Below are 24,097 nucleotides of genomic sequence, written 5' to 3'. Positions count from 1 at the left end.
GTGCAGTGAGTAGCCTTGACCATCGTGCTGATTCTCCTTCCTCCCTCCGAGACGAAGTCCGACGGTGGTTCCGGAGCACCCCTCGATCTGGACCGACTGGCGTTGCCGTCGTTGCTGCCCCTTCGCCGAAAGCTCGCCGATGCCCTGGTCGAGTTGTCCGGCGACGTCGATGCCTCCATCACGGCACTCGGCCTCGGTCCCACCCAGGTCGACGAGATCGAACGCAACGCCCGATTGTGGTCCTCCCCCACCACGCCCGCCCTGCAGCGGTACACCGGCGTGCTCTACGACGCACTCGATGCGCCGTCGTTCACCAGGGCCGGTCGCGCCCGCGCACACGCGAGACTGTGGATCGGATCGGCGCTGTTCGGGGCCGTCCGGGCGTCCGATCCGATTCCGTCCTACCGGCTCTCCGGCGGATCGACGATTCCCGACTTCGGCACACTGCAATCACATTGGAAGCCGGAACTGTCCGACGCGATCCTCGCCGAGGACGAGGGCATCGTCGTCGACCTCCGCTCCGGCACCTATCAACAGCTCGGTCCCGTTCCCGGCGCGATCACCGCTACGGTGCTCACCGAGAAGCCCGACGGCAGCCGATCGGTGGTGAGCCACTTCAACAAGCATCACAAGGGACTGCTGGCACGCGCGTTGACGCTGACCACCGCCGAGCCCAAAGACGTGAAAGCCGTTGCGCGTGTGGCATCGAAAGCGGGTCTTCGAGTCGAAGTGGCGTCGTCGACCGAGCTGATCGTGCTCACCGAATGAGCGATATCCCCGGTCTGCTCCGCCGCGGTGCCGACGCGTCCGTGGGCAAGACCAAGAGCCAACGCGTCGCCGACGACGTCGCCGATCGGCTGGTGTCGATGGACGCGACCGCTCTCGGCTCTCTGGCACTGACGAACATGATCGAGACTATGTACGAAAACGGTTGGCAGCCCATGGATCTGGTGCATGTCGTGCGGCGTCAGCACACGGTGGCCGTGGCCACCCTTGCGGCGGCGGCACTGCTGCATCAAGCCGATCTCACCGATGCGGATTCGCGGGCCCCGCAGGACTGGGTGGATCAGATGTCGTCCATCTGCGAGCAGTTCCCGAAAGTTGCGACGAGGGTCGAGTCCACCCCCGACTTCCTGACGGCATACCTCACCTCCTCCGGCAAGTCCGACTACATCGCCGCCAGTGATCAGTGGCTCGATGTGCTCACCCTGCTCGGGCAATGGCAGACACTCCCCCGATGGCCTCAGCTCGGCCCCAAGCCGTCCCAGTGGCCGCGCACTCGTCCCACGCTGCAGGGCGTTTCCGGCTCCGACTCGCCGAACACCAAGATGCTGAGCAAGATTCGTGGTCTGTTGGCCAAAGCCGACGCCACGGACTTCGAGGAGGAGGCCGAAACGTTGACGGCCAAGGCGCAGGAGTTGATGACGCGCTACTCCATCGACACCATGCTGCTCTCGCAGGGCCACATCGATATTCACGGCCGACGAGTACATGTCGACGGCCCCCATGCGCCCGCCAAGGCGCAACTGCTGCACGTCGTCGGAACTGCCAACCGCGTCAAGGCGATCTGGGACTCCGAGTTCGCCGTCGCAACCCTGATGGGTGCCCCGGTGGACGTGGAACAGACCGAATTGCTGTTCACCTCCCTGCTGGTCCAGGCAACCCGCGCCCTCGGTCATTCGCCGGAGGCGAAGAAGCGCAAGAAAGCCGGCTCGGCTGCCTTCGGTAAGGCCTTCCTGTACGCATATGCGATCCGAGTCGGAGATCGCTTGACCGACGCCGATGCGCACGTACTCGAGGAGGCGCGCCACGACTCCGGTGATCTACTACCGATACTGGCGGCGCAAACGGTCGCAGTGGAGGCCGAGTTCGATCGATTGTTCCCGACGGCGAAGCCGATGCGCGGTCCGCGTCTGGACGCGGAGGGCTGGGACTCGGGCCAGGCGGCTGCGGATCGGGCCGACCTCTCGCGCTGAGGTGTGATTCCACTGCCGGCTCGCAAGGCAAAATGATTCTGTGCCCGAGACTCTCGACGACATCATGACAAGAACCTCGGAATTGCTCTCCGAGCGCAACATGGCCGCGCTGTCGACGTTGATGGCAGGCGTGTCGACGACCGATGCGGTGCGGATACTCGAGCGAGTCGACTCCGCTCGCCGCGCGGTGCTCTTTCGCCTACTGCCCAAGGACGAGGCGGTGTCGGTGTTCGAGCGGTTCGACGCCACGGTGCGCAGCGAGTTGTTCGAGAGCCTGCGTAGCGACGACGTCATCGCGCTGTTCGAGGACCTCGACCCGGACGACCGAGTCGAACTGCTCGACGAACTTCCGTCCAACGTCGCGCACCGGATGATGAGCGGACTCTCCGCCGCGGAGCGATCGCTGACGGCACCCATGTTGGGCTACGACCGGGGATCGGTCGGTCGACGGATGAGTCCCGAATACGTACGCGTGCACTCCGATACCACGGTGGCCGAGGCGCTCGATGCTGTTCGTCGTACCGGCGCGGATGCCGAATCGGTCTACCTCCTGCCGATCACCGACCAGCACCGCACGCTGGTCGGTGTGGTGACTCTTGCCGACCTGGCGACCGCGGCGCCGACGACCCCGGTGGGCGATCTGTACTCGGATCACCCGGTGGTGAAGGCGGACTCGTCCGCCGAGATCGCGTCCCGGCTGTGCTTCGAGCACCGTAGTCCCGCGGTGGTGGTCGTCGACTCGGAGGAACGGCTGATCGGCATTCTCACCCTCGAGCAGTCCGCGCGCATCCTCGAGGAGGCAGAGGACGAGGACGCCGCCCGGGCAGGCGGCTCGGAGCCACTACGGCGTCCCTACCTGTCCACACCGGTGCTCGCCATCGTTCGCTCCCGTGTGGTGTGGCTACTGGTCCTGGCATTGTCGGCAATTCTCACGGTGCAGGTACTCGAGATCTTCGAGCATGCTCTTGCCGCCGTGGTCACTCTCGCCCTGTTCATCCCTCTGTTGACCGGGACCGGAGGCAACACGGGATCGCAGGCAGCGACCACCGTCACCCGAGCCCTGGCACTCGGCGACGTCCGTCCGCGCGACATTGCCGCAGTGCTGTTTCGAGAGGTTCGCGTCGGCGCGACCATGGGTGCGATGCTCGGCACCCTGGGCTTCGCCATCACAGGACTCGTCTACGACTGGCACCTCGGACTGGTTATCGGAAGTACCCTGCTGTCGATCTGCACCATTGCGGCCACCGTCGGCGGTGCCATGCCGTTGGTTGCCAAGAAGATCGGCGTGGATCCGGCCGTCTTCTCGACGCCGTTCATCTCGACCTTCTGCGACGCAACGGGTCTGATCGTCTACTTCCTCATCGCGAAGGCCGTTCTGGGCGTGTGATCAGCCCTGCTCGTCAGCCTTTCTGGGCGTCTTCCTGAGCTGCCTGCGCCTGGGCGACCTGCTGCGGGGTGAATCGGATGAAGAGGGCCGCGAAGCCGGCTATCACGGCGCAGACTGCGCAGCAGAACAGAGCGAACATGTAGCCCGAGCTCAGTGCATCGAGTTGGCTCTCGTTCATCAGTGTCGCGGGCCCGGAGATTCCGCCCAGCGAGATGGTGCGCGAGGTGACCAGCGCTCCGATGACGGCAAGGGCCAACGGGCCACCGAGAGTTTGGGCAACCAGGGAAATCGCCGTCAACGGCCCTATCTCGGTGGGGCTGACCCCGGCGATGGCGCACAGCGGTAGCGGCACCACCGTCAGGCCGACACCGAAGCCGATGCCGATGACGGGAAAGAACAGTCCGGGAAAATACGACGAGTCCGCGTTCATCGTCGTGACCGACACCATGAGCCAGCCGACCATGATGACGGCACCGCTCAGAATCAACCAGCGGGGAGCGATTCGGGTCACCAGTTGCGAGGCCAGGAACGCCGCGGCACCGAGTCCGAAGGCGAACGGCACGAACGCCAGACCGGCATGAAGCGGGCTGTATCCCAGGATGTCCTGGACGAACAGGGCCACGTACGCGGCGAGGCAGAACATCACTCCGCCGGCGAAGAAGATGGCCACGAAGGTCGCGACCCGATCCCGGTTGCGGAACAGCGAGAACGGCAGCAGCGGATTGTCGGCACGACGCTCGACCAGCAGGAACAGTCCGAGGAAGAGCAACCCCGCGATCAGCGAGACGATGACGATCGGGTTGGTCCAGCCCAGTTCGGTGCCCTCGCTCAAGGCCAGGACCACGCCGGTGCAGCCCAGTGTGGCCAGAATCGCGCCGGGAACGTCGAGGGGCAATCTTGCGCCCACCGTCTCCTGCAGCGACACGACCGCGAGCACCACGATGACCACGCCGATCGGCACGTTGATCAGGAAGATCCAGCGCCAGGACACCTCGGTCAACGCACCGCCGATGATGAGTCCGGCAATGGAGCCGACACCCGTCATGGCCGCGTAGATCGCAATGGCTTGATTGCGCACCGGGCCGGGCGCGAAGGTGGTTGCCACCAGCGCAAACGCCGTGGGCGACGCCACTGCGGCCCCGACCCCCTGCAGGGCCCTGGCCGCGACCAGAGTGGCTTCGTTGACCGCGAGACCACACAGCAGGGACGCGATCGTGAACAGCACCACGCCGGCCAGGAACATCTTCTTTCGGCCGAACGCATCACCGAGTCTGCCGCCGAGGAGCATCAGCCCGCCGAAGGCCAGAGCGTACGACGTCAGCACCCAGTTGCGGCCGGCGTCGGACAGCCCGAGATCGGCCTGTAGGGGTGCCAGGGCCAGGTTGGCGACGGTGCCGTCGAGCACCACCATCAGCTGCAGGCCACTCAGGACGATGATCGCCATCCCGAACGCTCGGGTCGTCACCGGATATTCGATCTCGGTGGCGGAGGTCTGGGACATCGATGACTCAGGCACGAGCGTTCACGTTACCGGCGTTCACGGAGAAACCGGCAACGGTCCCGATAACCACGATGGCAGGAGGCCTGATCCCTGCTTCGCGAACGGCCTCGGCGACGGTGCTCAGGTTCGCCCGAACTTCACGCTGCGTACGCATGGTGCCCTCCTGCACAACGATGACCGGGGTATCGGACGGCCGTCCACCGGCGACGAGCACGTCGGCGAACTTCCCGATCCGCTCGACGGCCATCAGCAGCACGATCGTGCCCTTGAGCTTGGCGAGGGCGTCCCAGTCGACCAGTGAATCGGGGTGATCGGGTGCCACGTGTCCACTGACGACCACGAACTCGTGGGTGACGGCGCGATGCGTCACCGGGATGCCCGCAGACGAGGGCACCGAGATGGCACTGGTGATGCCGGGCACGACGGTCACCGGGATTCCCTCGGCAGCGAGGGCTTCGAGCTCCTCGTATCCCCTACCGAAGACATAGGGGTCGCCGCCCTTGAGCCGAACGACGAATTTGCCCGCTTTGGCACCGTCGATCAATGCCTGATTGATCGCTTCCTGCGCCATGGCACGCCCGTACGGAATTTTCGAGGCGTCGATGACCTCGACATGCGGACCCAGTTCGGCGAGCAGCTCGGGCGGAGCAAGGCGATCGGCCACCACGACGTCGGCGTAGGCAAGGAGTCTGCGGCCTCGGACAGTGATGAGATCCGGGTCGCCCGGGCCTCCACCGACCAGCGCGACGCCGGTCATCGGCGCGTGGGCCGAGTCGGCGACGACCCCGGACTGCAGGGCCTCGATCACGGCGTTGCGCACAGCGGCGGAACGCCGATGCTCGCCTCCCGCGAGCACACCGAGGGTCAGGCCGTCCCACTCGGCCGAGGCCGGAGTGACCGCCGTACCGTCCTTGGCGATGTCGGCTCGGACGCAGAAGATCTTGGACGCGGTGGCCTCGGCGACGATGGCGACGTTGGTGTCGGCCTCGTCCGTGCAGGCGATGGCGTACCAGGCGTCGGCGAGGTCACCCTCGCGGTAGTCGCGCAACTCGAGCGTCACCTGGCCTGCGGTCGCCATCGCCTCGACAGCAGGCGTGGCCTCGCGAGTGATCACGTGCACCACGGCACCGGAGGAGATGAGCAGCGGCAATCGCCGCTGCGCGACGGTGCCGCCTCCGACCACGACGACGCGTCGACCGTCCAGATTCAGGCCGACCAGATAGGGAGAGTCAGTCGCGTTCACGGGAAGAAACGCTACCGCGCGCGCTGCACTCGCTTTTCGTCCCATACGGGCTCACCGGATTCGTAAGCCTGCCCGGTACTGCCGAACACCAGAAATCGGTCGAAACTGCGGGCGAACCAACGGTCGTGAGTGACCGCGATCACCGTGCCCTCGAACGCCGCGATCGCGTCCTCCAGGGCATCGGCGGACATGAGGTCGAGGTTGTCGGTCGGCTCGTCCAACAGCAACAGCGTTGCGCCCGAGAGTTCGAGAAGCAGGATCTGCACGCGCGCCTGTTGACCGCCCGAGAGATTGTCGTAGGACTGCTCGGCAGCACGGGCCAGACCGTAGCGGTCCAATGCCCGGCCCGCGGCCTCCCGGCCCATGCCGTCACGGTGTTCGTTGCCCATGTGCAAGATGTCGAGCAACGTGTTGCCCGCAAGGTCCGGGCGAGTGTGGGTCTGCGCGAACAGTCCCGGGCGCACTCGCGCACCGAGGACCGCCGTGCCGGTATGGGGCACCGGGTCGAGTGCCAATTCCTGTACCGGCTCGTGCTCCTTCTCCGGATCGGTTCCGCCGTTGGCGAGCAGCCGCAGAAAGTGCGATTTGCCGGAACCGTTGGACCCCAACACCGCAACGCGGTCTCCGTACCAGATCTCGGTGTCGAAGGGCTTCATCAGACCGGTCAGTTCCAGAGCAGTGCACACCAGCGCTCGTTTGGCCGTCCGACCGCCTCGCAGTCGAACGGTGACGTGCTGCTTCAGCGGCACCGCCTCCGGGGGTCCGGCCTCCTCGAACTTGGCCAAACGGGTCTGGGACGCGTGGTATCGGGCGGCCACCCCGTCGTTGAACTTCGCCTTCTCACGCAGTCGCAACACCAGCGCACGAAGTTTGACCAGTTCCTCGTCCCACCGCCGCCGCAATTCGTCGAGCCGAGCATTCCGGTCCTCGCGGGCGGCGTGATAGGTCGCGAATCCCCCACCGTGCACCCAGGACGTAGCACCGCTCACTCCCGGTTCGAGGGTGACGATCCGATTCGCAGCGTTGGCGATCAGCTCACGATCGTGGCTGATGAACAACACCGACTTGTCCGAGTCGCGAATGGTCGCCTCGAGCCAACGCTTGCCGGGCACGTCGAGGTAGTTGTCCGGCTCGTCGAGCAGCAACAGGTTGTCGGGCCCGGCGAAGAGCGCTTCGAGCACCAGACGCTTCTGTTCACCGCCACTGAGCGTCGATGCGGCACGCCACTTGGCCCGGTCGAACGGCATGCCCAGTGCAGCGGTGGTGACCTTGTCCCAGAACGGCTCGAGATCGTAACCGCCGACGTCACCCCAATCCGACAGTGCCTGGGCGTACTTCATCTGGGTCTTCTCGTCGTCGATCTCGATCATCGTGTTCTCGGCGTCGTCGAGTGCCGCAGCCGCCGCGCGGACGGCAGGCGACGCAACGGAGAGCAGCAGGTCGCGCACGGTCGAGTCGTCGCGCAATTGACCGACGAACTGCCGCATCACTCCGAGCGAGCCGGAGCTCGACACCGAACCCTCGTCGGCGGTCTCGTCGCCGGCGATGATCCGCGTCAGCGTCGTCTTACCGGTTCCGTTCGGGCCGATCAATGCCGTCTTGGCACCGTCGCCCACCCGAAATCCGACTCCGTTCAACAGCTGCCTGCCGTCGGGCAGGAAGTACACGATGTCGTTGAGTTCGAGGTGGGCCACAACGAACCAGCCAACCTTATCGGCACCGCGATGGCCAATCGTTTACGACGACGCTCGTCTCTTCAGGCGAGGGCCGAGCCTTCTCTAGGCGAGGGCCAGGGTCGATGTCTCGGTCAGAACCTGCTCACCGGCATCGTCGACGTGAGCATGGCGCACCTGCAACCGCGCCGAATCACCGTGCAGGGTCAGCACCATGACGCCGTTGTCGAACCACGGTCCCGCCTCGGCATCCCATTCGACTCCCGAGGGGCCCACGTGCGCGGCTCGAGCGAGTTTCGACAGGATCCGAGCTGCTGGACGTTTGATGGCCAGCTTGTTGACCGCGCGGATAGGGAGATCGAGCGGATTGCGGAACGGAGACATGGTCAGTTGATAGGTGGCAGGAACATCTCGCCCACCGACACCGAAGTTCGCGTTCGCCACGTAGGAACAATGCACGTCGCCGGACAGCCACATGATGGAGGCAGGCTTGTTCTCGCCGCGGGAGAGCTCACGCGTCAACGCCGCCATGTCGTTGAACGAATTGGTGAAGGCGGCCCAGTGTTCGAGGTCGAGCGAGATCCGCATCTTCTCGGCCACCTTCGCCGGCATGGAACCCCAACTCCCCTGCGCCACAGCCTCGTTCCACTGTTCCAGGTAGTGCAGAGCGGGCAGCATGAGGTAGGGCAGCGAAGAACCGAACAGCAGGTGTCGCGGAGTGGCTTCGAGCGCGCGCTCGCGTACCCACGCCCACTCCTTCTCGTCCACCATCTCTCGGTTGTTCGGATCCAGATTTCGCGAGCACCGCGAATCGATCATGATCAGACGCGTGTCCCCGAAATCGCGGTAGAAGCTCCAGCGCCCCGTCTCGGGATTGCGGTCGATCCGTAATGCGAAGTCGGCCAACAACTTCTCGCGATCCGCGTCACTGGCAGCGGACCGGACCGCGGCGTACATCTCGTCCTGCGCCAATTCCTTCGGCGACAGATTGCCCAGGTGCTGGTACACCCAGTACGACGAGTACGCGCCGATCACGCGATCGTTCCACCACGGCCGAGTTTCGATGTCCCGACGCCAGGACGCGGACGAATTCCAGTCGTCCCGCAGATCGTGGTCGTCAAGGATCATGCACGACGGGATGCTCGCCATCAGCGTCCGTACCGGCTCCAGTCCCCACGACTCCCGATACAGCCAGGAGTACTCCTCGAAGTCGCAGATCTCGTTCTCCGCGTCGGTTCCGACGGCACTCCGCGGGCCCTCGCCGGATCGACGCCGAGCCTGTAGCCGTTCGACGATCTCCGGCGACGGGTCGTCGGCGTAGACCTGATCACCGAGGAGCAGCAATGCCTGCGGCCACCGACTCGGGTCCTCTTCTATCAGCGCGTTGCCCAGTCCGGCCAACGCGTCGGCTCCGATCTGTTTCAGAGATTCCTCGCTGTAGTTGTCGCCTCGCCGGCACGATCCGAACGCCAATGTGACGGGCCCCTGGGCGTCGACAGTGTGGATGGCCGCAGTGTGGCCTTCACGCGGCCAGACCTTGCGCTCATCGACGAACACCTCGTAGTACACCGCGGAATTGGCGGGCAGGCCTTCGAGTGGAACCAGCGCGTAGTGGTGGCCGTGGACACCCCACGTGCGTTCCGCCGCGCGGACGCCGGCATCGGTGACGACCGTTACGGTCGACGCTTCGGCCATCTCGAACCACAGGGTCGCGGTCTCGGTGCCGACGTACCGGACGATCGGGCCGAGCAGGACAAGGCTGTCGGAAGTCATTGGATCCACATTGCCTGCGTCGGCCCGCTTTCGCCAGTCAGTGGCGCGGATCGGTCCTCACGAGCGGGCCGCCACCACCACCTTTCCCCGTACGTGCCCGGTCTCGACCAACCGATGCGCTTCGCGCAGCTGCTCGGCATCGATAGGAGAGAGGACGGTCGTGACGGTTGTCCGCACCGCACCCGCGTCGACGAGCTCGGCCACCCTGGTCAACAACTCGTGCTGGCGAACAAGATCCGGCGCGTCGTGCATCGGACGCGCGAACATGAACTCCCAGTGCCACGAGATCGCCTTCGTCTTGAGCGGGAGAACGTCGAGCGTCTCGGGATCGTCGATCGCCACTATCTGCCCGAACGGTGTCAACAGGTCTGCATAGATCTCGACCTGGCCGGCGGAATGAGCAGTGAACACGTAGTCGATGCCGTCCGGAGCGACTCGACGTACGTCGCCCCGAAGATCGCGCCGATGGTTCACCACCTCCGCTGCGCCGAGAGAACGGACCCACTTCTCCGCATCCTCGTCCGCTGCTGTCGCGATCACCCTCACTCGGGGAGCGAGAACCCGAAGAAATTGCAGCACCAGAGATCCGACGCCGCCGGTGGCCCCCACCATCAGCAACGTGCCGGTGGACTCGGCAGTGATGCGGAGTTTGTCGAACAATCCTTCCCAGGCAGTGATCGCAGTCAGCGGCAACGCCGCGGCCTCCGCGAAATCGAGAGTGGTCGGCTTCTTCGCCACGATCCGTTCGTCCACCGCATGCAACTCCGAGTCGGTCCCGGGTCTGCCGAGGTCGCCCGCGTAGTAGACCTCGTCGCCCGGGGTGAACAGTGAGACGTCGGCACCGACGGCACGCACAACACCGGCCGCGTCGAACCCGAGGACTTTCGGCTCGCCGTGCGGGTCGTTGCCTGCGCGGACCTTGACGTCCACCGGGTTCACCGACACGGCTCTGACATCTACCAATATGTCCCTCGGTCGCACGTTCGGCACGTCGACTACCACATCGGTGAGGCTGGCGGGATCGTCGATAGGGAGCGAGCGGGTGTAGGCAACGGCTTTCATCGTCTCGGTCATAGCTACAGGATGGCCCGAACCCCCTGTCCACCGTCAAGGCAGAGCTCGACAACGGCAACGGTGACACCGTCCAGACCGAACCTGGGTACCGTCAACTCCGTCGAACCGCCGGCCAGCAGTGCCGCTGCTTCGGCGACGCTGGCACTTCCGACGGCACGCAGCACTCGGACCGACACGGTGGGCGTGACGACGGTCGACAGCTCCCTCGCCGAGTAGGTCACACCCCGAACCCGCATGCTCGACGCCACCGCCGCCACCAGATCCGCTTTCCGGTCGATCGATGCGATGGCCTCGACGCGCCAATTCGGTTGCAGGACGGCCCCGATCACGCGCACGATCTCGGCGGCCCCAACACCCGACCGGGCACCGATTCCGACCACCACCCGCATCGTCGACGAGCCCTAGACGCGCGCGTAATCGACTGCGGCGGAAACGAATCGAGTGATGGACTCGGGATTGCCCGCAGCGTGTGTGTGCAGGTAGGACGCGTGCACTCCGCCGCGGACGAAGCCTTCTCGAGCGGCGGTTCTGCCGTCCGGTCGCTGCCGATGCCAACCCCAGGCCGCCGGGGCGGCCTCGCGCACTGCGACGAGCTTCGTGCGATGGAACTCGTGGCCGGTGACACGGGTTCCCGCGTCGAACAGAGGCGACGCCTCGAGGGCGACCGCGTCTCGATACCCGAGAGTGAGCGTGTTTCCGAATTCCGCGTCGACGTCGATGACGCCTGCCATGGCATGACCGTCCAATTGTGTGGCCAGATAGAGCAATCCGGCGCATTCTGCGTGAACGGGCAGACCCCTGGCCGCGGCCGTCCTGATGTCGGTCAGCAGCAGTTCGTTCGCTGCCAGCGCGGCTGCGTGTTCCTCCGGGAATCCGCCGGGCAGCACGACTGCTGCTGTACCGGTGGGCAATCCGTCGCGTAATGGGTCGAACACAGCGACGTCGGCTCCGGCTGCGCGCAGAAGTTCCACATGCTCGGTGTAGCCGAAGGTGAATGCGGGACCACCTGCCACCGCGACGACCGGCGATCCTTCGGACCTACGAACCTCGTCTACCGGCTCCCACTCCGGCGCGAGTATCGACGAGCGAGCCAAGGCGCTCACTGCCTCCACGTCGACGAACTGCGCCACCAGCGCGCTCATCGCGTCGACCGCATCGGTGGCGGCACCACCGTGTTCGACGGCGGTGATCAGGCCCAGATGTCGTGACGGCACAACCAATTCGCTCATTCTCGGCAACGCGCCGAGCACCGGCACACCCACCCGCTCACACGCTTGACGCAGCACATCCTCGTGGCGTTCGCTGCCGACCCGGTTGAGGATCACCCCGCCGATGCGGACGCTGGGGTCGAACGTCGAGAACCCGTGCAGCACAGCCGCAAGCGACTGACTGTGGCCGCGGGCATCGACCACGAGAATGACCGGGGCACCGAGCATCGCCGCCACCCGTGCGGTCGATCCCTCGGCGGACGCCTCCCCGGGGCCGGTCATGTCGATCTTGCCGTCGAACAGTCCCATGACGCCTTCGACGACCGCGATGTCGCAGCCCCGGCTGCCGTGCCGGAAGAGAGGCCCGATTCGATCGGCACCCACCATGACCGCATCGAGATTGCGTCCGGGCAGCCCGGCCGCCAGACCGTGATAGCCGGGGTCGATGTAATCCGGACCCACCTTGAACGGAGCGACCTTTCGGCCGGCCGCACGTAGTGCGCCCATCAGCCCGGTGGCCACCGTCGTCTTTCCGCTGCCCGAAGCGGGGGCCGCAATGACCACGGCGGGGCACGACGGATTCACCATTCGATGCCTCGCTGTCCTTTGCGGCCGGCATCCATCGGGTGCTTGACCTTGGCCATCTCGGTGACGAGATCCGCGGCCTCGATCAGCTCACGGGGCGCATCCCGTCCGGTGATGACAACGTGTTGGTTGCCCGGTCGATGGGTCAGAACCTCGACCACCTCCGCGACATCGACCCAACCCCACTTGAGTGGGTAGGTGAACTCGTCCAACACGTAGAAGCGGTGTGCCTCCTGCTCGATCCGCCGGGCGATCTCCCGCCAGCCCTCGGCCGCTGCCTCGGCGTGGTCGACGTCGCTGCCCTTCTTGCGAGTCCACGACCAGCCCTCGCCCATCTTGTGCCACTCGACGGCTCCGCCGACACCGGTGCTCTCGTGCAGGTCGCCGAGAGTCCTGAACGCCGCTTCCTCGCCGACTTTCCACTTGGCACTCTTGACGAACTGGAACACTCCGACGTCGAACCTTTGGTTCCACGCCCGCAACGCCATGCCGAACGCAGCGGTCGATTTCCCCTTCCCCGGGCCGGTATGGACGGCGAGGACGGGCAGATTGCGGCGCTGACGCGTCGTGAGTCCGTCCTGCGGAACGGTGCCGGGAGCGGGTACACCCTGAGGCATCGCGCGCCCCTACGCCGCTGCGCGGACGACGGCGGTGACCTGCTCGGCCGACAGATCCTCCAGCGCCACGTAGCCACCACCGAGACGGGCTGCGAAATCGGCGGCCAGGCCGAGACGGACCATTCCCGATTCGCAGTCGACGACGACCGAGGCGATCTTGTCCGACGCGATACGTCCTGCGGCAATGCGCGCTCGGCCGACGGGGTCGGTGCCTCCGGTCGCTCGGCCGTCGGTCAGCGCCACCACCAGTGCGCGGCGCAGCGGGTCTCGAACCCGTTCTCGCAGAACCAGATCCCGGGCCTTCAGAAATCCCTGCGCCAACGGAGACCGACCACCGGTCTTCATGTTGCGCAACCGCGTCACGGCCACATCCACCGAAGACGTGGGCGGCAATACCGTCTCGGCTTCCTTGCCGCGCACGGTGATGACCGCGACCTTGTCACGGCGTTGATACGCATCGCGCAGCAGTGACAGCACCGCACCGGTCACCGCCGAGAGTCGATCTCGTGCAGCCATCGATCCCGAGGCATCGACGACGAAGACGATCAGGTTGCCCTCGCGCCCCTCCTTGATCGCGCCCCGTAGATCCGCGGGCTCGAGCTTCAACCGGCCGGAGGTACGGCCCCGGACGACCTGATGCTCGGCGGCGGCGAACAACGTGCCGATCAGATGCAGGCCTTTGCCTTGCTCGACTGTGGGCCGTACCGACCGTCCGTGTGAGGAGCGTGACCGCGAACGTCGACCCGGCGCGCCCTCTCCTACTCCGGGCACCTCGAGCAGCCGGGCCTTGAACTGGGCACCCGGAGTTCCTGCCTGCTTGTTCTTGCCCGTTCCAGAGGGCTGTGGCTCAGGGGTGCCCGAGGTCTCGGTGTCGGGCGACGACGGGGACGACGGGGACGACTCCGAACGCTCGGTCCCTTCGGCACTGTCCGGCACCGGCGCTCCCCCGTCACCGTCGGGCGTCGGGTCGGGATCTGGATCCGGTTGCTGCTCTGCCTGTTCCGCGGCGTCGCGCATGGCGTCGTCCAACTGCTTGTCGTCGATGCCCGGCTCGTCGAACGGATCGCGTCGACGCCGATGCGGTAGCGCCAGTTCCGCAGCGACCCGCACGTCTTCCTCTGCCACCTCGCTCGCGCCCCGCCACGCCGCGTGGGCGGACGCAGTGCGTGCCAGCACCAGATCGGCGCGCATGCCGTCGACGTCGAACGACGCGCAGAGCGCGGCGATACGCCGAAGTTCCTTGTCGCTCAACTCCACATCGTCGAGGATCTTCCGGGCGGCCAGAATCTGCTCGGCCACCGCGATGTCGTCGTCGCGGAATTGGGCGGCGAACGCGTGCGGATCGCGCTCGTAGTTCATCCGGCGGCGGACGACGTTCATCCGAACATCCACATCGCGCGAGGCCGTCACGTCCACTGCGAGACCGAACCGGTCGAGCAGCTGCGGTCGCAGCTCACCCTCCTCGGGGTTCATCGTGCCGACCAAGACGAATTGCGCTGGGTGCGAATGTGATACACCGTCACGCTCGACGTGTACGCGGCCCATTGCGGCCGCGTCGAGCAGTACGTCGACCAGATGATCGTGCAGCAGATTCACTTCGTCGACGTAGAGAACTCCGCGGTGCGCAGCTGCGAGCAGGCCGGGCTGGAAGGCGCGTTCGCCGTCACGCAGCACCTTCTCGAGGTCGATGGACCCGACCACTCGATCCTCGGTGGCTCCCACCGGAAGTTCGACGAGCTTTGCCGGTCGGGATCCGTCCTCGTCGTCCACTGCCGGCAGCAGCGTCGCGAGCGCACGCACCACCGTCGATTTGGCGGTGCCCTTCTCGCCGCGGACCAGCACACCTCCGATGCCGGGATGCACGGCGCACAGAATCAACGACAGGCGCAGTCGGTCCTGACCGACGATCGCACTGAACGGATATCCCGGTTCGGGAACACTTCCACCTTGCTGCACAGCTATGTCCCTTCGTGCCCGGAGTTCCGCGCCGGGCGTTCGGTAGAAAAACGCGAAGCCGGGCGGCGATCTGGCTGACAGGAGAATCTGCTCGAGCGAAGAAACTCCTGAACACAGTGGCGGGACCGCGCCTGATTCGTACAGGACTTCTCCGCAACCGACTTCGAACGGAACACTACCGCCGAACGAACGAATGCCACACACGGTAGGTCCGTGTGTGGCATTCGTTCCGGGAGTGGAGCCTGCGGAACGACCTCACCAATTCGGGAGTGGAGCCTGCGGAACGACCTCACCGATTATCGAGTACTGCGGAAGGTCAGGCCTCGCTCCAGGCGGTGCCGCCGCCCCGACGCATCGGGGTGTGCGGAATACCGTCCTCGAGAACTTCCTCACCGTCGGGCAGGAAGCCATGCTTGGCATACATGTCGACGAGGTAGCTCTGAGCATTGATGCGGCACGGCGCGGAGCCGACCTCGGCCAGCGCGGCCCGCAGGATCCGCGTGGTGTGGCCCTGCCCTCGGGCCGAGCGCTGGGTGCAGAGGCGACCGATGCGGAACGCCTTCTCCCCGTCGTCGTGCTCCTCAAGCAGACGGAGGGTGCACACCACCTCGCCGTCTCGTTCGAGCCAGAAGTGTCGTGTCTCGGTCAGCAGGTCACGCCCGTCCAACTCCGGATAAGCACATGCCTGCTCGACCACGAACACCTCGACACGCAGCTTCAACAGGTCGTACAACGTGTTGTTGGACAGGTCTAGTGCCCATGATCGTTTGAGAGCTGCTGCTTGCGTATTCATACCTTTTGCTATCACACACCCGTGGGCTGTGCGAGCTCACGCGAGTTTTCCAGCTCCAGTGTCTTCGAGGTCCAGGCCCAGACCTCGTCGAACAACGAGCTGTTCTGGGCCAGCTTGACCCCCAGCGACGGGACCATTTCCTTGAGCTTGGGCTGCCACGCGTCGTACTTGTCGCCGAAGCACCGCTGGAGCACGTCCAGCATGGCCGGGACGGCGGTGGACGCACCGGGCGAGGCACCGAGCAATCCGGCGATCGTGCCGTCCGCAGCGTTGACCACAGCGGTGCCGAACTCGAGCACACCGCCGCGACCCTTCTTGCGGATGACCTGCACTCGCTGACCTGCGGTGACGAGCTCCCAGTCCTTACCGATGACCGAAGGGGCGAACTCTCGCAGAGTCTCCACCCGATCCGCCTGCGACTGCGCCAGCTCGCTGACGAGGTACTTGACGAGCCCGAGTTCGGTCACACCGACGCCGAGCATCGACATCAGGTTGCCGGGCTTGACCGAGCCGGGCAGGTCGGTGATCTTGCCCTGCTTGAGGAACTTGGGCGACCAGCCGGCGTACGGGCCGAACAGCAGACCCTGCTCACCGTTGATCACCCGGGTGTCGAGGTGCGGCACGGACATGGGAGGCGCGCCCACCGAGGCCTTGCCGTACACCTTGGCCGAATGCTGCTCGATCAGTTCGGGGTTGGTGCACCGCAGCCACTCGCCGCTGACCGGGAAGCCGCCGAATCCCTTGATCTCCGCGATACCGGACTTCTGCAGCAGGTGCAGTGCTCCGCCGCCCGCGCCGACGAACACGAACTTGGCGTTGACGGTCTTCTTGGCTCCGGTCCGCTGGTTTGCGACCTTGACGTCCCACGTGCCGTCGGACTGCTTGGTGATGTTGCGCACATCGTGGCCGAAGTGCACGGTGCCGCCCGCGGACGAGAGGTAGTTGAGCAGCTGCTTGGTAAGTGCGCCGAAGTCGACGTCGGTGCCCTCCTGGCTCCAGTTCAGCGCTACCGGATCGGAGAAGTCGCGGCCCTTCGCCATCAACGGCAGTCGCGCCGAGAACTCGTCCTTGGAATCGATGAACTCCATTCCGGCGAACAGCGGGTTGCCGACGAGCGCCTCGTATCGCGCGCGCAGGTACTTGGCGTTGTCGGCTCCGTGCACGAAGCTCACGTGCGGAATGGGGTTGATGAAGTTCTTGGCGTCGGAGAGCACGCCGGTCTCGATACCGTGGGCCCAGAACTGACGCGAGACCTGGAACTGCTCGTTGACGTTGAGCGCCTTGGCGATGTCGACGCTGCCGTCCTTGTTCTGCGGCGTGTAGTTCAACTCGCACAGTGCCGAGTGGCCGGTACCCGCGTTGTTCCACGCGTCGCTGCTCTCGGCCGCGGCAGCATCGAGGCGCTCGTAGACGTCGATCGACCAGTTCGGCTCGAGCTGACGGAGCAGCGCACCGAGGGTGGCGCTCATGATTCCGGCACCGACCAGAACGACGTCGGTCTTGATCCGCTTACCCTGCTCTTCTTTTGACACTGGAGAATCGACTTCCTTGTCTGTGGAGGTCTCGACCGGAGAACTCTGCTGTAGAGGGCTATTCACCCGATGCGGTCAGGTTACTAGCTGGGCCTACCCCATCGGACACCACGTCAACCTGCTCTCGATTGTGCTCCTCGGACGCCGCTCACGGCGCCCACTACAGTTGTGATCTGTGACTACCTGGGTGCCCGACGTCCTCGGCGACGGCTACGAACAGACGACCATTCCTCTCGGTGACGATCCGGACGGAGAGGGGCAGGTCGAGGCCACACTGGTGCGGTATCAACCGTCCGGTGCCTCGAACTTCGAGCGCGCGGTGATCTACGTTCACGGTTTCACCGACTACTTCTTCCAGCGACACATCGCCGAGCACTTCGCGGCGAAGGGATACGCGTTCTACGCCCTTGACCTGCGTAAGTGCGGGCGTTCGCGCCGCGAGGGCCAGACTGCCCATTTCGTGACCGATCTGGCGATGTACGACGCCGAGTTGAACGAAGCACTGAGCCTGGTACGCGCCGAGCGTGCGGACGCCTCGGTGCTGCTGATGGCGCACTCCACGGGCGGCCTCGTTCTCCCGCTGTGGCTGAACCGCCTCAACCGTCAGGAAGGCGGGTCGGCCGGATTGGGCTTGGCAGGAGTCGTCCTCAACAGCCCGTGGTTCGACCTGCAGGGCCCACCCGCCATTCGCAGTGTCGGCACCGCAGCGATCGACGTGATCGGCCGATTCCGATCCAAGACGCAGGTCCCCGGTAGTGGGCTCGACACATACGGGCTGTCACTCGCTGCGTCGGAGAACGGCGAATGGGACTACGACCTCGACTGGAAACCGCTCGCGGGCTTTCCCATCACCTTCGGGTGGATTCGCGCTGTCCGCCACGGACACGCCGAGCTGCACCGGGGCCTCGACATCGGCATTCCCTCGCTGATTCTTCGCTCGAAGGTGACGCATTTCTCCCGCCGTTACAGCTCGGCCGTCGACGCCGCGGATGCCGTTCTGGACGTTCGCCAGATCGCACGTTGGGCCGGCTGCCTGGGCGACCGTACGACGATCGTGCCCATCGAGGGAGCCCGCCACGACGTGTTTCTGTCCACCGAGGGCCCGCGAGTACGGGCATTCGAGGAAATGGACGAATGGCTCGAGTGGTTGCACCGAGGAGAGAGCACCGACCATGCGTCGGGCAAGGACCACAGCGAGAGCGGGCACATTTCATGACCGAGCATTTCGACATCGCGATCATCGGCTCCGGATCGGGAAACTCGATCGCCGATTCGCGCTTCGACGACAAGAAGATTGCTCTGCTCGAGGAGAATTCCACATTCGGCGGCACGTGCCTCAACGTCGGGTGCATCCCCACCAAGATGTTCGTCTATGCAGCCGAAGTCGCTCGGACGGTGCGAGACTCGGCGAAGTACGGAGTCGACGCCCACGTCGACGCGGTGCGCTGGCGGGACATCGTCGACCGCGTCTTCGGACGGATCGACCCCATCTCCGAGGGCGGTAAGCGATACCGTGCCGAAGGCAGCCCCAACGTCACGTTGTTCGAGGGCCACGCGACGTTCGTGGGCCCCCGCACGATCGACACCGGCACCGGCACCGTCATCACCGCCGACCAGGTTGTCATTGCGGCCGGGTCACGTCCGACGGTTCCACAGGCCATTGCCGATTCGGGCGTCGCATATCACACGAACAGTGACGTGATGCGGCTGCCGGAGCTTCCCGAGCATCTGGTGATTCTCGGATCCGGTTACATCGCAGCAGAATTCGCGCACGTCTTCTCGGCGCTCGGCTCCAAGGTCTCGATCGTCGCCAGGAAGGACGGACTGCTGCGCGCGCTCGACGCCGATATTTCCAAGCGCTTCACCGAACTGGCGCGCGCCAAGTGGGACGTCCATCTCGACGCCGGCGAGACCCGTGCTGTGACCGAGGGGACGCTGCACGGCGTCGAACTGGCCGACGGCACCAAGGTCATGGGCGACGCGTTTCTCGTCGCCGTGGGCCGGGAACCGAACGGAGACAGACTCGATCTGGGCACGGCAGGCATCGAGCTCGATGACGAGGGCCGCATCGTGGTGGACGAATTCGGCCGCACCACGGCCGAGGGAGTGTTCGCACTCGGCGACGTCTCATCCCCTTACCAGCTCAAGCACGTGGCCAACCAGGAAGCTCGGGCCGTGCAGTACAACCTGCTGCAGGACGCGTGGCACGGCGACACCTCGGCACTCCGCGAGTACGACCATCGGTTCGTTCCTGCGGCCGTGTTCACAGATCCGCAGATCGCCGAGGTGGGCATGACCGAGGAACAAGCCCGCGACGCGGGGTTGGACATCACGGTCAAAGTGCAGAACTACGGCGACGTCGCCTACGGCTGGGCGATGGAGGACAGCGAAGGTCTGTGCAAGATCATCGCCGAGAAAGGCACCGGCAAGATCCTCGGAGCTCACATCATCGGCGCACAGGCACCCACGGTGATTCAGCCACTCATCCAGGCCATGAGCTTCGGGTTGTCTGCCCAGGACATGGCTCGGGGTCAGTACTGGATTCACCCAGGACTGCCCGAGGTGGTCGAGAACGCTCTGCTCGGTCTCGAACTGTAGTTTCGACCGTCTACCAGGGACTGGTGCGGAGCACGATCTCGGTAGCCAGCTCGGCCGATGCGTCGACGGGGATGTTCCGGGCCCCGTCGAGCTGAACCACTCGGAAATCCGAGTAGACGAACCGGCCACTCGCGTCGGCGGATGCGCGACCCAACGAGGACCCGACGACCAATGTCGTCGGTAGCTCGACAGGGGGGCAATCCGCCGCGCGGACGGTGCCCTGCTCGTCCGCGATTGCGGGGTGGCAACGGTTCACCGCGATCAGGCTGGCGAACCGTCCGAAGGTTTTCGCGGCCAGCGTCCACGCAGGTTCTGCGCCCGCGCCGCTGCCGACGAGGTGCACCCACGAGAGCTTCAGCTCGTCGAGAACAGCCAGGATCGCGTCGTCGGTGACGCCGTCGATGCTTTCCAGCGCAACGGTTTTCAGATCCGAGTTGTGCAGCCGTTCACTGACTGCGTCGTACACATCCACCGGATCACCTGCGTCGGGAAGCAACAGGACAGCGTGCCGACTGTCGGGGCCCGCCACTCGCACCGAACATTGCCCGCCCGCAGCACTCACATGCGTGAACTCCATGACGACGACGGTACTGCCTCTTGCGCATGCTCCGCATCGGTTCTATGGTTAGTTACATGAGTAATGAACCAGTGAGGCAAGCAACCTCCACGCACCGGCGGCGGTTCTGATGGACGAGGGCAGGCCGATCTTCTTGCAGATCGCCGAGCTCGTCGAGAACTCCATCATCGACGGATCGTTGGCCGAGGAAGAGCAGGTCCCTTCGACGAACGAGCTCGCCGCGTTCCATCGAATCAATCCGGCAACCGCGGGCAAGGGGCTCGCCAAACTCGTCGCCGACGGCGTCGTCTACAAGAAGCGAGGAATCGGCATGTTCGTCACCACAGGGGCTCGGGACGCTCTTCGATTCCGCCGCCGCGACCTCTTCGCCCGTCAGTACATCGATCCGTTGGTCACCGAGGCACGCAAGCTCGGGATGACCGTCGACGAACTCAAGACCATGCTCGACAACTGGGAGGCAGCACGATGAGCGTCCACACTCTCGGCTCGATCGGCGAACCCGGCACCATCGCCGCGTCGGCCACTCACCTGACCAAGAAGTTCGGCACGTTCACTGCTGTCGACGATGTCAGTTTCGGGATCGAACAGAACAAGATCTACGGCTTTCTGGGCCGCAACGGCGCGGGGAAGACCACCGTCATGCAGATGATGACCGCGCAGATGCGTCAGAGCGCCGGGGACATCTCGGTGTTCGGACAACGGCCGTGGGAGAACCCCGATGCGCTGAGCCACGTGTGCTTCGTCAAGGAAAGCCAGAAGTATCCGGACGATCTCAAGGTGAAGAACGCCATCTCGCAGGCATCCCACATTCTTCCGCACTGGGACGACGACTTCGCGGCCGAATTACTGCGGGACTTCGACCTGCCCCTGGGCCGCAAGATCAAGAAGCTCTCGCGAGGAATGACGTCGGCTCTCGGAATCGTCATCGGACTCGCGTCGCGTGCACCACTGACCTTTTTCGACGAGCCCTACTTGGGACTGGACGCGGTCTCGCGACACATGTTCTACGACAAATTGCTGGCCGACTACGCCGAGAATCCCAGGACGGTGATCCTGTCCACCCATTTGATCGACGAGGTCAGTGATCTGATCGAACACGTGATCCTCATCGACAAGGGCAGAATCGTGCTCGACGCCGACTCGGATGCGCTGCGCGAGGGTGCATTCGAGATCACCGGTCCCGCCAAGGCGGTCGACTCGTTCATCTCGGGACACAGAACTCTGCACCGAACCAGCCTCGGCACCAGCGCGCGGGCGACGATCGACGGCCGACTCACCGACAGACAAAAATCGGACGGTGCCGCAGCGGGGCTCACTATCGAAGCAATTCCATTGCAGCAGTTGATCATCGAACGCACCAATGCCGCAATCGAGGAGGCAGCGTCATGAAACGAATACTGAACGTCGCTCGAATCCACAACACCTCCTGGGCAACCACATTCGCGTGGCCACTGGGAATTCTCGCGGTCGTCTTCGTGATCACGTACGGCATCTTCCTCGTGGTTCCCGTGAACGAATCCGAGTTCACCTTCACCGGTGGAGTGTTCTCCGTGTACGGATTCGGGATCGCGTTCTATATCACCGCTATCACACAATGCTTTCCATACGCGCTCGGCCTGAGTGTCACACGGCGCGAATTCCTCAGTGCCACAGCCCTCGTGGGCGTCACGCAATCGTTCGCGATCGGCACCATCGTGTACCTGTTGTCGGTAGTCGAGGCCGCGACGGGAGGCTTCGGGAAGAAGCTTCGCATGTTCGGCCTCGCCCGCTATGCGACCGACAACGAAGTTCTACAGTGGGCAACTCTGGTGACCGGATTGCTGTTGATCGGCGGGATCGGCGCATTCATCGGCGTCGTCTACCGGCGCTACCGCACCAATGGCCTGTTCACCCTGGGACTCGGTGCGCTCGTACTCTTCGGCGGCGGCTCTGTACTCGTGACCTGGCAGAACTGGTGGCCCAACGTCGGAAGCTTCTTCACCGACACCCCACGCATCCTGCTGCTCGTGATCATCCCCTTGATCATCACCGCGGTGCTGTCCGCAGCCAGCTGGGTCGGACTGCTCAAAGCAACTGCGTGACAATCCTTTTCAACTCAGGATCGACGCCGTGCTCGATGAGATCGAGTACGGCGTCGACGTCGAGGTTGTCTTCCACCAGATCGGCCAGCAGGTCCAACTGTTGCTCCCGCAGTGCCGCGACCGACGTAGCAGGGGCCACCAGAAATCCCTCGCGACCCGACGTCGCCGCCACCCAGGTCACGAACGCGCGCCGAAAGTCGTCGGACTCGAGAAGACCGTGCCAGTGGGTTCCCACGACACTGCCGCGCACACTGCCCTCGCGAACGCCCGAAGACGCAGTCAGCAATGCATCGTCCCCGCTACGAACAACCCGTCCGTGATGAATCTCGTACCCGGACACCGAATGCGCATCGAACCGCTCTGCCCGACCCGACACCTGCGCGAGTACCTTGTCGGCTGCGAACTCGATATCGAGATCGAACAGACCGAGCCCCTCGACCACACCGACACCCGACTCCACCGCGTCCGAGATGGTTCGGCCGAGCATCTGGTAGCCGCCGCAGATACCCAGAACCGGCCGACCCGCCGCGGCGCGCTCGGAAATGGCACGAGCAAGACCGGTGTGCCGCAGCCACTCCAGATCCGACACCGTGGACTTACTGCCCGGGACGACCACCAGATCCGCATCCTCGAGCCGAGACGGCTCGGTGACCCAGTGCACCGACACTCCGGGCTCGCACGCCAGCGCCTCGACATCGGTCGTATTGGAGATTCTCGGTAGCCGCACCGCCGCAATACGTAGCCACTGGGATCCGACGGGGGGACGCGGCCTGCCCACCGGAGCATCGGCAACTGTTCCCAGGGAATCCTCCGCGTCCATCCACAATCCGTCGGCGAACGGAACGACTCCGTACGTCGGCCGCCCCGTCAGTGCATGCAACTGATCGAGACCCGGTGCCAACAGCGCCGGATCACCGCGAAACTTGTTGATCACGAATCCCGCGACGAGCGCTTGATCTTCCGGAGACAGGACGGCAACCGTGCCGAACAGGTGGGCGAGTACTCCCCCACGATCGATGTCGCCCACCACGATCACCGGCAGAGCAGCCGCAGTCGCCAGTCCCATATTGGCCAAATCGGTTGCACGCAGATTGATCTCGGCGGGCGAACCCGCTCCCTCGCAAATCACCACGTCGAATTCTGCACGCAGAGAGGCCAGCTCGTCGGCCACCACGGTTCGCAGCGCTGTCCGATGCTCGATGTAGTTGCTCGCACTCACTTGCGCCACCGCGCGCCCGCGCACCACCAACTGCGACGTCCGATCACTTCCCGGTTTGAGCAACACCGGATTGAAGCGGACACTCGGCTCCAGGCCGCAGGCCGCCGCCTGCATCGCCTGCGCCCGACCGATCTCACCGCCGTCGAGCGTGACCACCGAATTGTTGGACATGTTCTGCGCCTTGAACGGAGCCACCCGCACGCCCCGTCTCGCCAACATGCGACACAGACCGGCAACCAACACACTCTTGCCCGCATCCGACGTCGTCCCCGCAACCAGCAGGGCACCTTTCAGACTCACGGCA

Annotated in this window: 21 protein-coding genes; 8 read left to right on the top strand and 13 right to left on the bottom strand. The window is 64.9% G+C overall.

Features of this window, described 5'->3' with window-relative positions; translation table 11 throughout:
* The first annotated feature begins 24 nt into the window (after window positions 1-24).
* The 3 genes from yaaA to mgtE are packed head-to-tail and all read left to right on the top strand — an operon-like array spanning window position 25 to window position 3,363.
* Window positions 25-768, top strand: a complete 744-nt coding sequence (yaaA, locus tag ACQR3T_RS05660) for a peroxide stress protein YaaA (RefSeq protein ID WP_428692729.1) — start codon at window positions 25-27, stop codon at window positions 766-768.
* The gene (locus tag ACQR3T_RS05655; RefSeq protein ID WP_428692728.1) at window positions 765-1,976 is read left to right on the top strand and encodes a DUF2786 domain-containing protein; all 1,212 of its coding nucleotides are present in this window, start codon (window positions 765-767) and stop codon (window positions 1,974-1,976) included. The genes yaaA and ACQR3T_RS05655 overlap by 4 nt, the downstream gene beginning before the upstream one ends.
* 40 nt (window positions 1,977-2,016) lie before the next feature.
* Window positions 2,017-3,363 (top strand): magnesium transporter, encoded by a 1,347-nt coding sequence (mgtE, locus tag ACQR3T_RS05650; RefSeq protein ID WP_428692727.1) that lies wholly within the window; start codon window positions 2,017-2,019, stop codon window positions 3,361-3,363.
* A 13-nt stretch (window positions 3,364-3,376) separates the two neighbouring features.
* On the opposite strand, the gene ACQR3T_RS05645 is transcribed toward mgtE, so the two are convergent.
* The 11 genes from ACQR3T_RS05645 to mqo all read right to left on the bottom strand — a co-directional run bounded on the left by ACQR3T_RS05645 (window position 3,377) and on the right by mqo (window position 17,318).
* The gene (locus tag ACQR3T_RS05645) at window positions 3,377-4,864 is read right to left on the bottom strand and encodes an MFS transporter (RefSeq protein WP_428693068.1); all 1,488 of its coding nucleotides are present in this window, start codon (window positions 4,862-4,864) and stop codon (window positions 3,377-3,379) included.
* A 7-nt stretch (window positions 4,865-4,871) separates the two neighbouring features.
* Window positions 4,872-6,152, bottom strand: a complete 1,281-nt coding sequence (gene cobA, locus ACQR3T_RS05640) for a uroporphyrinogen-III C-methyltransferase (RefSeq protein WP_428692726.1) — start codon at window positions 6,150-6,152, stop codon at window positions 4,872-4,874.
* Window positions 6,119-7,801, bottom strand: coding sequence for an ATP-binding cassette domain-containing protein (locus ACQR3T_RS05635; protein WP_032403210.1), 1,683 nt, complete (start codon window positions 7,799-7,801; stop codon window positions 6,119-6,121). Before ACQR3T_RS05635 ends, cobA begins: the two co-directional genes overlap by 34 nt.
* Before the next feature lie 84 nt (window positions 7,802-7,885).
* Window positions 7,886-9,553 (bottom strand): alkaline phosphatase D family protein, encoded by a 1,668-nt coding sequence (locus tag ACQR3T_RS05630; RefSeq protein ID WP_428692725.1) that lies wholly within the window; start codon window positions 9,551-9,553, stop codon window positions 7,886-7,888.
* Window positions 9,554-9,610: 57 nt separating this feature from the next.
* Window positions 9,611-10,627 (bottom strand): zinc-binding alcohol dehydrogenase family protein, encoded by a 1,017-nt coding sequence (locus ACQR3T_RS05625; protein WP_428692724.1) that lies wholly within the window; start codon window positions 10,625-10,627, stop codon window positions 9,611-9,613.
* A gap of 2 nt (window positions 10,628-10,629) precedes the next feature.
* Window positions 10,630-11,016, bottom strand: coding sequence for a cobalamin biosynthesis protein (locus ACQR3T_RS05620; RefSeq protein WP_428692723.1), 387 nt, complete (start codon window positions 11,014-11,016; stop codon window positions 10,630-10,632).
* A gap of 12 nt (window positions 11,017-11,028) precedes the next feature.
* Window positions 11,029-12,423 carry a cobyrinate a,c-diamide synthase gene (locus ACQR3T_RS05615; protein WP_428692722.1) on the bottom strand — a complete coding sequence of 465 codons (1,395 nt, stop codon included), beginning with the start codon at window positions 12,421-12,423 and terminating at the stop codon, window positions 11,029-11,031.
* Window positions 12,417-13,037 carry a cob(I)yrinic acid a,c-diamide adenosyltransferase gene (cobO, locus tag ACQR3T_RS05610; protein ID WP_428692721.1) on the bottom strand — a complete coding sequence of 207 codons (621 nt, stop codon included), beginning with the start codon at window positions 13,035-13,037 and terminating at the stop codon, window positions 12,417-12,419. Before cobO ends, ACQR3T_RS05615 begins: the two co-directional genes overlap by 7 nt.
* A gap of 9 nt (window positions 13,038-13,046) precedes the next feature.
* Window positions 13,047-14,999, bottom strand: coding sequence for a magnesium chelatase subunit D family protein (locus ACQR3T_RS05605; RefSeq protein ID WP_428693067.1), 1,953 nt, complete (start codon window positions 14,997-14,999; stop codon window positions 13,047-13,049).
* A gap of 310 nt (window positions 15,000-15,309) precedes the next feature.
* A complete protein-coding gene (locus ACQR3T_RS05600) occupies window positions 15,310-15,786 on the bottom strand; it encodes a GNAT family N-acetyltransferase (RefSeq protein WP_032377066.1) in 477 nt (158 codons plus the stop codon).
* An 11-nt stretch (window positions 15,787-15,797) separates the two neighbouring features.
* Window positions 15,798-17,318, bottom strand: a complete 1,521-nt coding sequence (mqo, locus tag ACQR3T_RS05595) for a malate dehydrogenase (quinone) (RefSeq protein ID WP_032403204.1) — start codon at window positions 17,316-17,318, stop codon at window positions 15,798-15,800.
* Between the two features lie 175 nt (window positions 17,319-17,493).
* Between mqo and ACQR3T_RS05590 the strand changes: the two genes are divergently transcribed.
* Together ACQR3T_RS05590 and mtr are read left to right on the top strand one after the other, a co-directional pair.
* A complete protein-coding gene (locus ACQR3T_RS05590) occupies window positions 17,494-18,534 on the top strand; it encodes an alpha/beta hydrolase (protein ID WP_170944835.1) in 1,041 nt (346 codons plus the stop codon).
* Window positions 18,531-19,916, top strand: coding sequence for a mycothione reductase (gene mtr, locus ACQR3T_RS05585; RefSeq protein WP_428692720.1), 1,386 nt, complete (start codon window positions 18,531-18,533; stop codon window positions 19,914-19,916). The genes ACQR3T_RS05590 and mtr overlap by 4 nt, the downstream gene beginning before the upstream one ends.
* Window positions 19,917-19,926: 10 nt before the next feature.
* Here the strand turns inward: mtr and ACQR3T_RS05580 are convergent, their stop codons facing one another.
* A complete protein-coding gene (locus tag ACQR3T_RS05580) occupies window positions 19,927-20,493 on the bottom strand; it encodes an alpha/beta fold hydrolase (RefSeq protein ID WP_094739234.1) in 567 nt (188 codons plus the stop codon).
* Window positions 20,494-20,599: 106 nt separating this feature from the next.
* Between ACQR3T_RS05580 and ACQR3T_RS05575 the strand changes: the two genes are divergently transcribed.
* The 3 genes from ACQR3T_RS05575 to ACQR3T_RS05565 are packed head-to-tail and all read left to right on the top strand — an operon-like array spanning window position 20,600 to window position 22,574.
* Window positions 20,600-20,962, top strand: a complete 363-nt coding sequence (locus ACQR3T_RS05575) for a GntR family transcriptional regulator (protein ID WP_027496722.1) — start codon at window positions 20,600-20,602, stop codon at window positions 20,960-20,962.
* The gene (locus ACQR3T_RS05570) at window positions 20,959-21,882 is read left to right on the top strand and encodes an ABC transporter ATP-binding protein (RefSeq protein WP_428692719.1); all 924 of its coding nucleotides are present in this window, start codon (window positions 20,959-20,961) and stop codon (window positions 21,880-21,882) included. The genes ACQR3T_RS05575 and ACQR3T_RS05570 overlap by 4 nt, the downstream gene beginning before the upstream one ends.
* Window positions 21,879-22,574: an ABC transporter permease gene (locus ACQR3T_RS05565; RefSeq protein WP_032377060.1), complete on the top strand. Its 696-nt coding sequence runs from the start codon at window positions 21,879-21,881 to the stop codon at window positions 22,572-22,574. Before ACQR3T_RS05570 ends, ACQR3T_RS05565 begins: the two co-directional genes overlap by 4 nt.
* Here the strand turns inward: ACQR3T_RS05565 and ACQR3T_RS05560 are convergent.
* Window positions 22,558-24,087 (bottom strand): cobyric acid synthase, encoded by a 1,530-nt coding sequence (locus ACQR3T_RS05560; protein ID WP_428693066.1) that lies wholly within the window; start codon window positions 24,085-24,087, stop codon window positions 22,558-22,560. The genes ACQR3T_RS05565 and ACQR3T_RS05560 overlap by 17 nt on opposite strands.
* Between the last annotated feature and the right edge of the window lie 10 nt (window positions 24,088-24,097).

The sequence above is a fragment of the Rhodococcus sp. IEGM1428 genome (genome assembly GCF_050321865.1).
Taxonomy (GTDB): domain Bacteria; phylum Actinomycetota; class Actinomycetes; order Mycobacteriales; family Mycobacteriaceae; genus Rhodococcoides.
This window is presented reverse-complemented; position numbering and strand designations above follow the sequence as displayed.

Excerpts from the sequence above, each read along its gene's own strand:
- mtr (WP_428692720.1), top strand. The coding sequence starts at position 18,531 with ATGACCGAGCATTTCGACATCGCGATCATCGGCTCCGGATCGGGAAAC.
- ACQR3T_RS05630 (WP_428692725.1), bottom strand. The coding sequence starts at position 9,553 with ATGACTTCCGACAGCCTTGTCCTGCTCGGCCCGATCGTCCGGTACGTC.
- ACQR3T_RS05625 (WP_428692724.1), bottom strand. The coding sequence starts at position 10,627 with ATGACCGAGACGATGAAAGCCGTTGCCTACACCCGCTCGCTCCCTATC.
- ACQR3T_RS05615 (WP_428692722.1), bottom strand. The coding sequence starts at position 12,423 with ATGGTGAATCCGTCGTGCCCCGCCGTGGTCATTGCGGCCCCCGCTTCG.
- ACQR3T_RS05600 (WP_032377066.1), bottom strand. The coding sequence starts at position 15,786 with ATGAATACGCAAGCAGCAGCTCTCAAACGATCATGGGCACTAGACCTG.
- ACQR3T_RS05565 (WP_032377060.1), top strand. The coding sequence starts at position 21,879 with ATGAAACGAATACTGAACGTCGCTCGAATCCACAACACCTCCTGGGCA.
- ACQR3T_RS05645 (WP_428693068.1), bottom strand. The coding sequence starts at position 4,864 with ATGTCCCAGACCTCCGCCACCGAGATCGAATATCCGGTGACGACCCGA.
- ACQR3T_RS05570 (WP_428692719.1), top strand. The coding sequence starts at position 20,959 with ATGAGCGTCCACACTCTCGGCTCGATCGGCGAACCCGGCACCATCGCC.
- ACQR3T_RS05580 (WP_094739234.1), bottom strand. The coding sequence starts at position 20,493 with ATGGAGTTCACGCATGTGAGTGCTGCGGGCGGGCAATGTTCGGTGCGA.
- cobA (WP_428692726.1), bottom strand. The coding sequence starts at position 6,152 with ATGGGACGAAAAGCGAGTGCAGCGCGCGCGGTAGCGTTTCTTCCCGTG.
- ACQR3T_RS05620 (WP_428692723.1), bottom strand. The coding sequence starts at position 11,016 with ATGCGGGTGGTGGTCGGAATCGGTGCCCGGTCGGGTGTTGGGGCCGCC.
- ACQR3T_RS05655 (WP_428692728.1), top strand. The coding sequence starts at position 765 with ATGAGCGATATCCCCGGTCTGCTCCGCCGCGGTGCCGACGCGTCCGTG.
- cobO (WP_428692721.1), bottom strand. The coding sequence starts at position 13,037 with ATGCCTCAGGGTGTACCCGCTCCCGGCACCGTTCCGCAGGACGGACTC.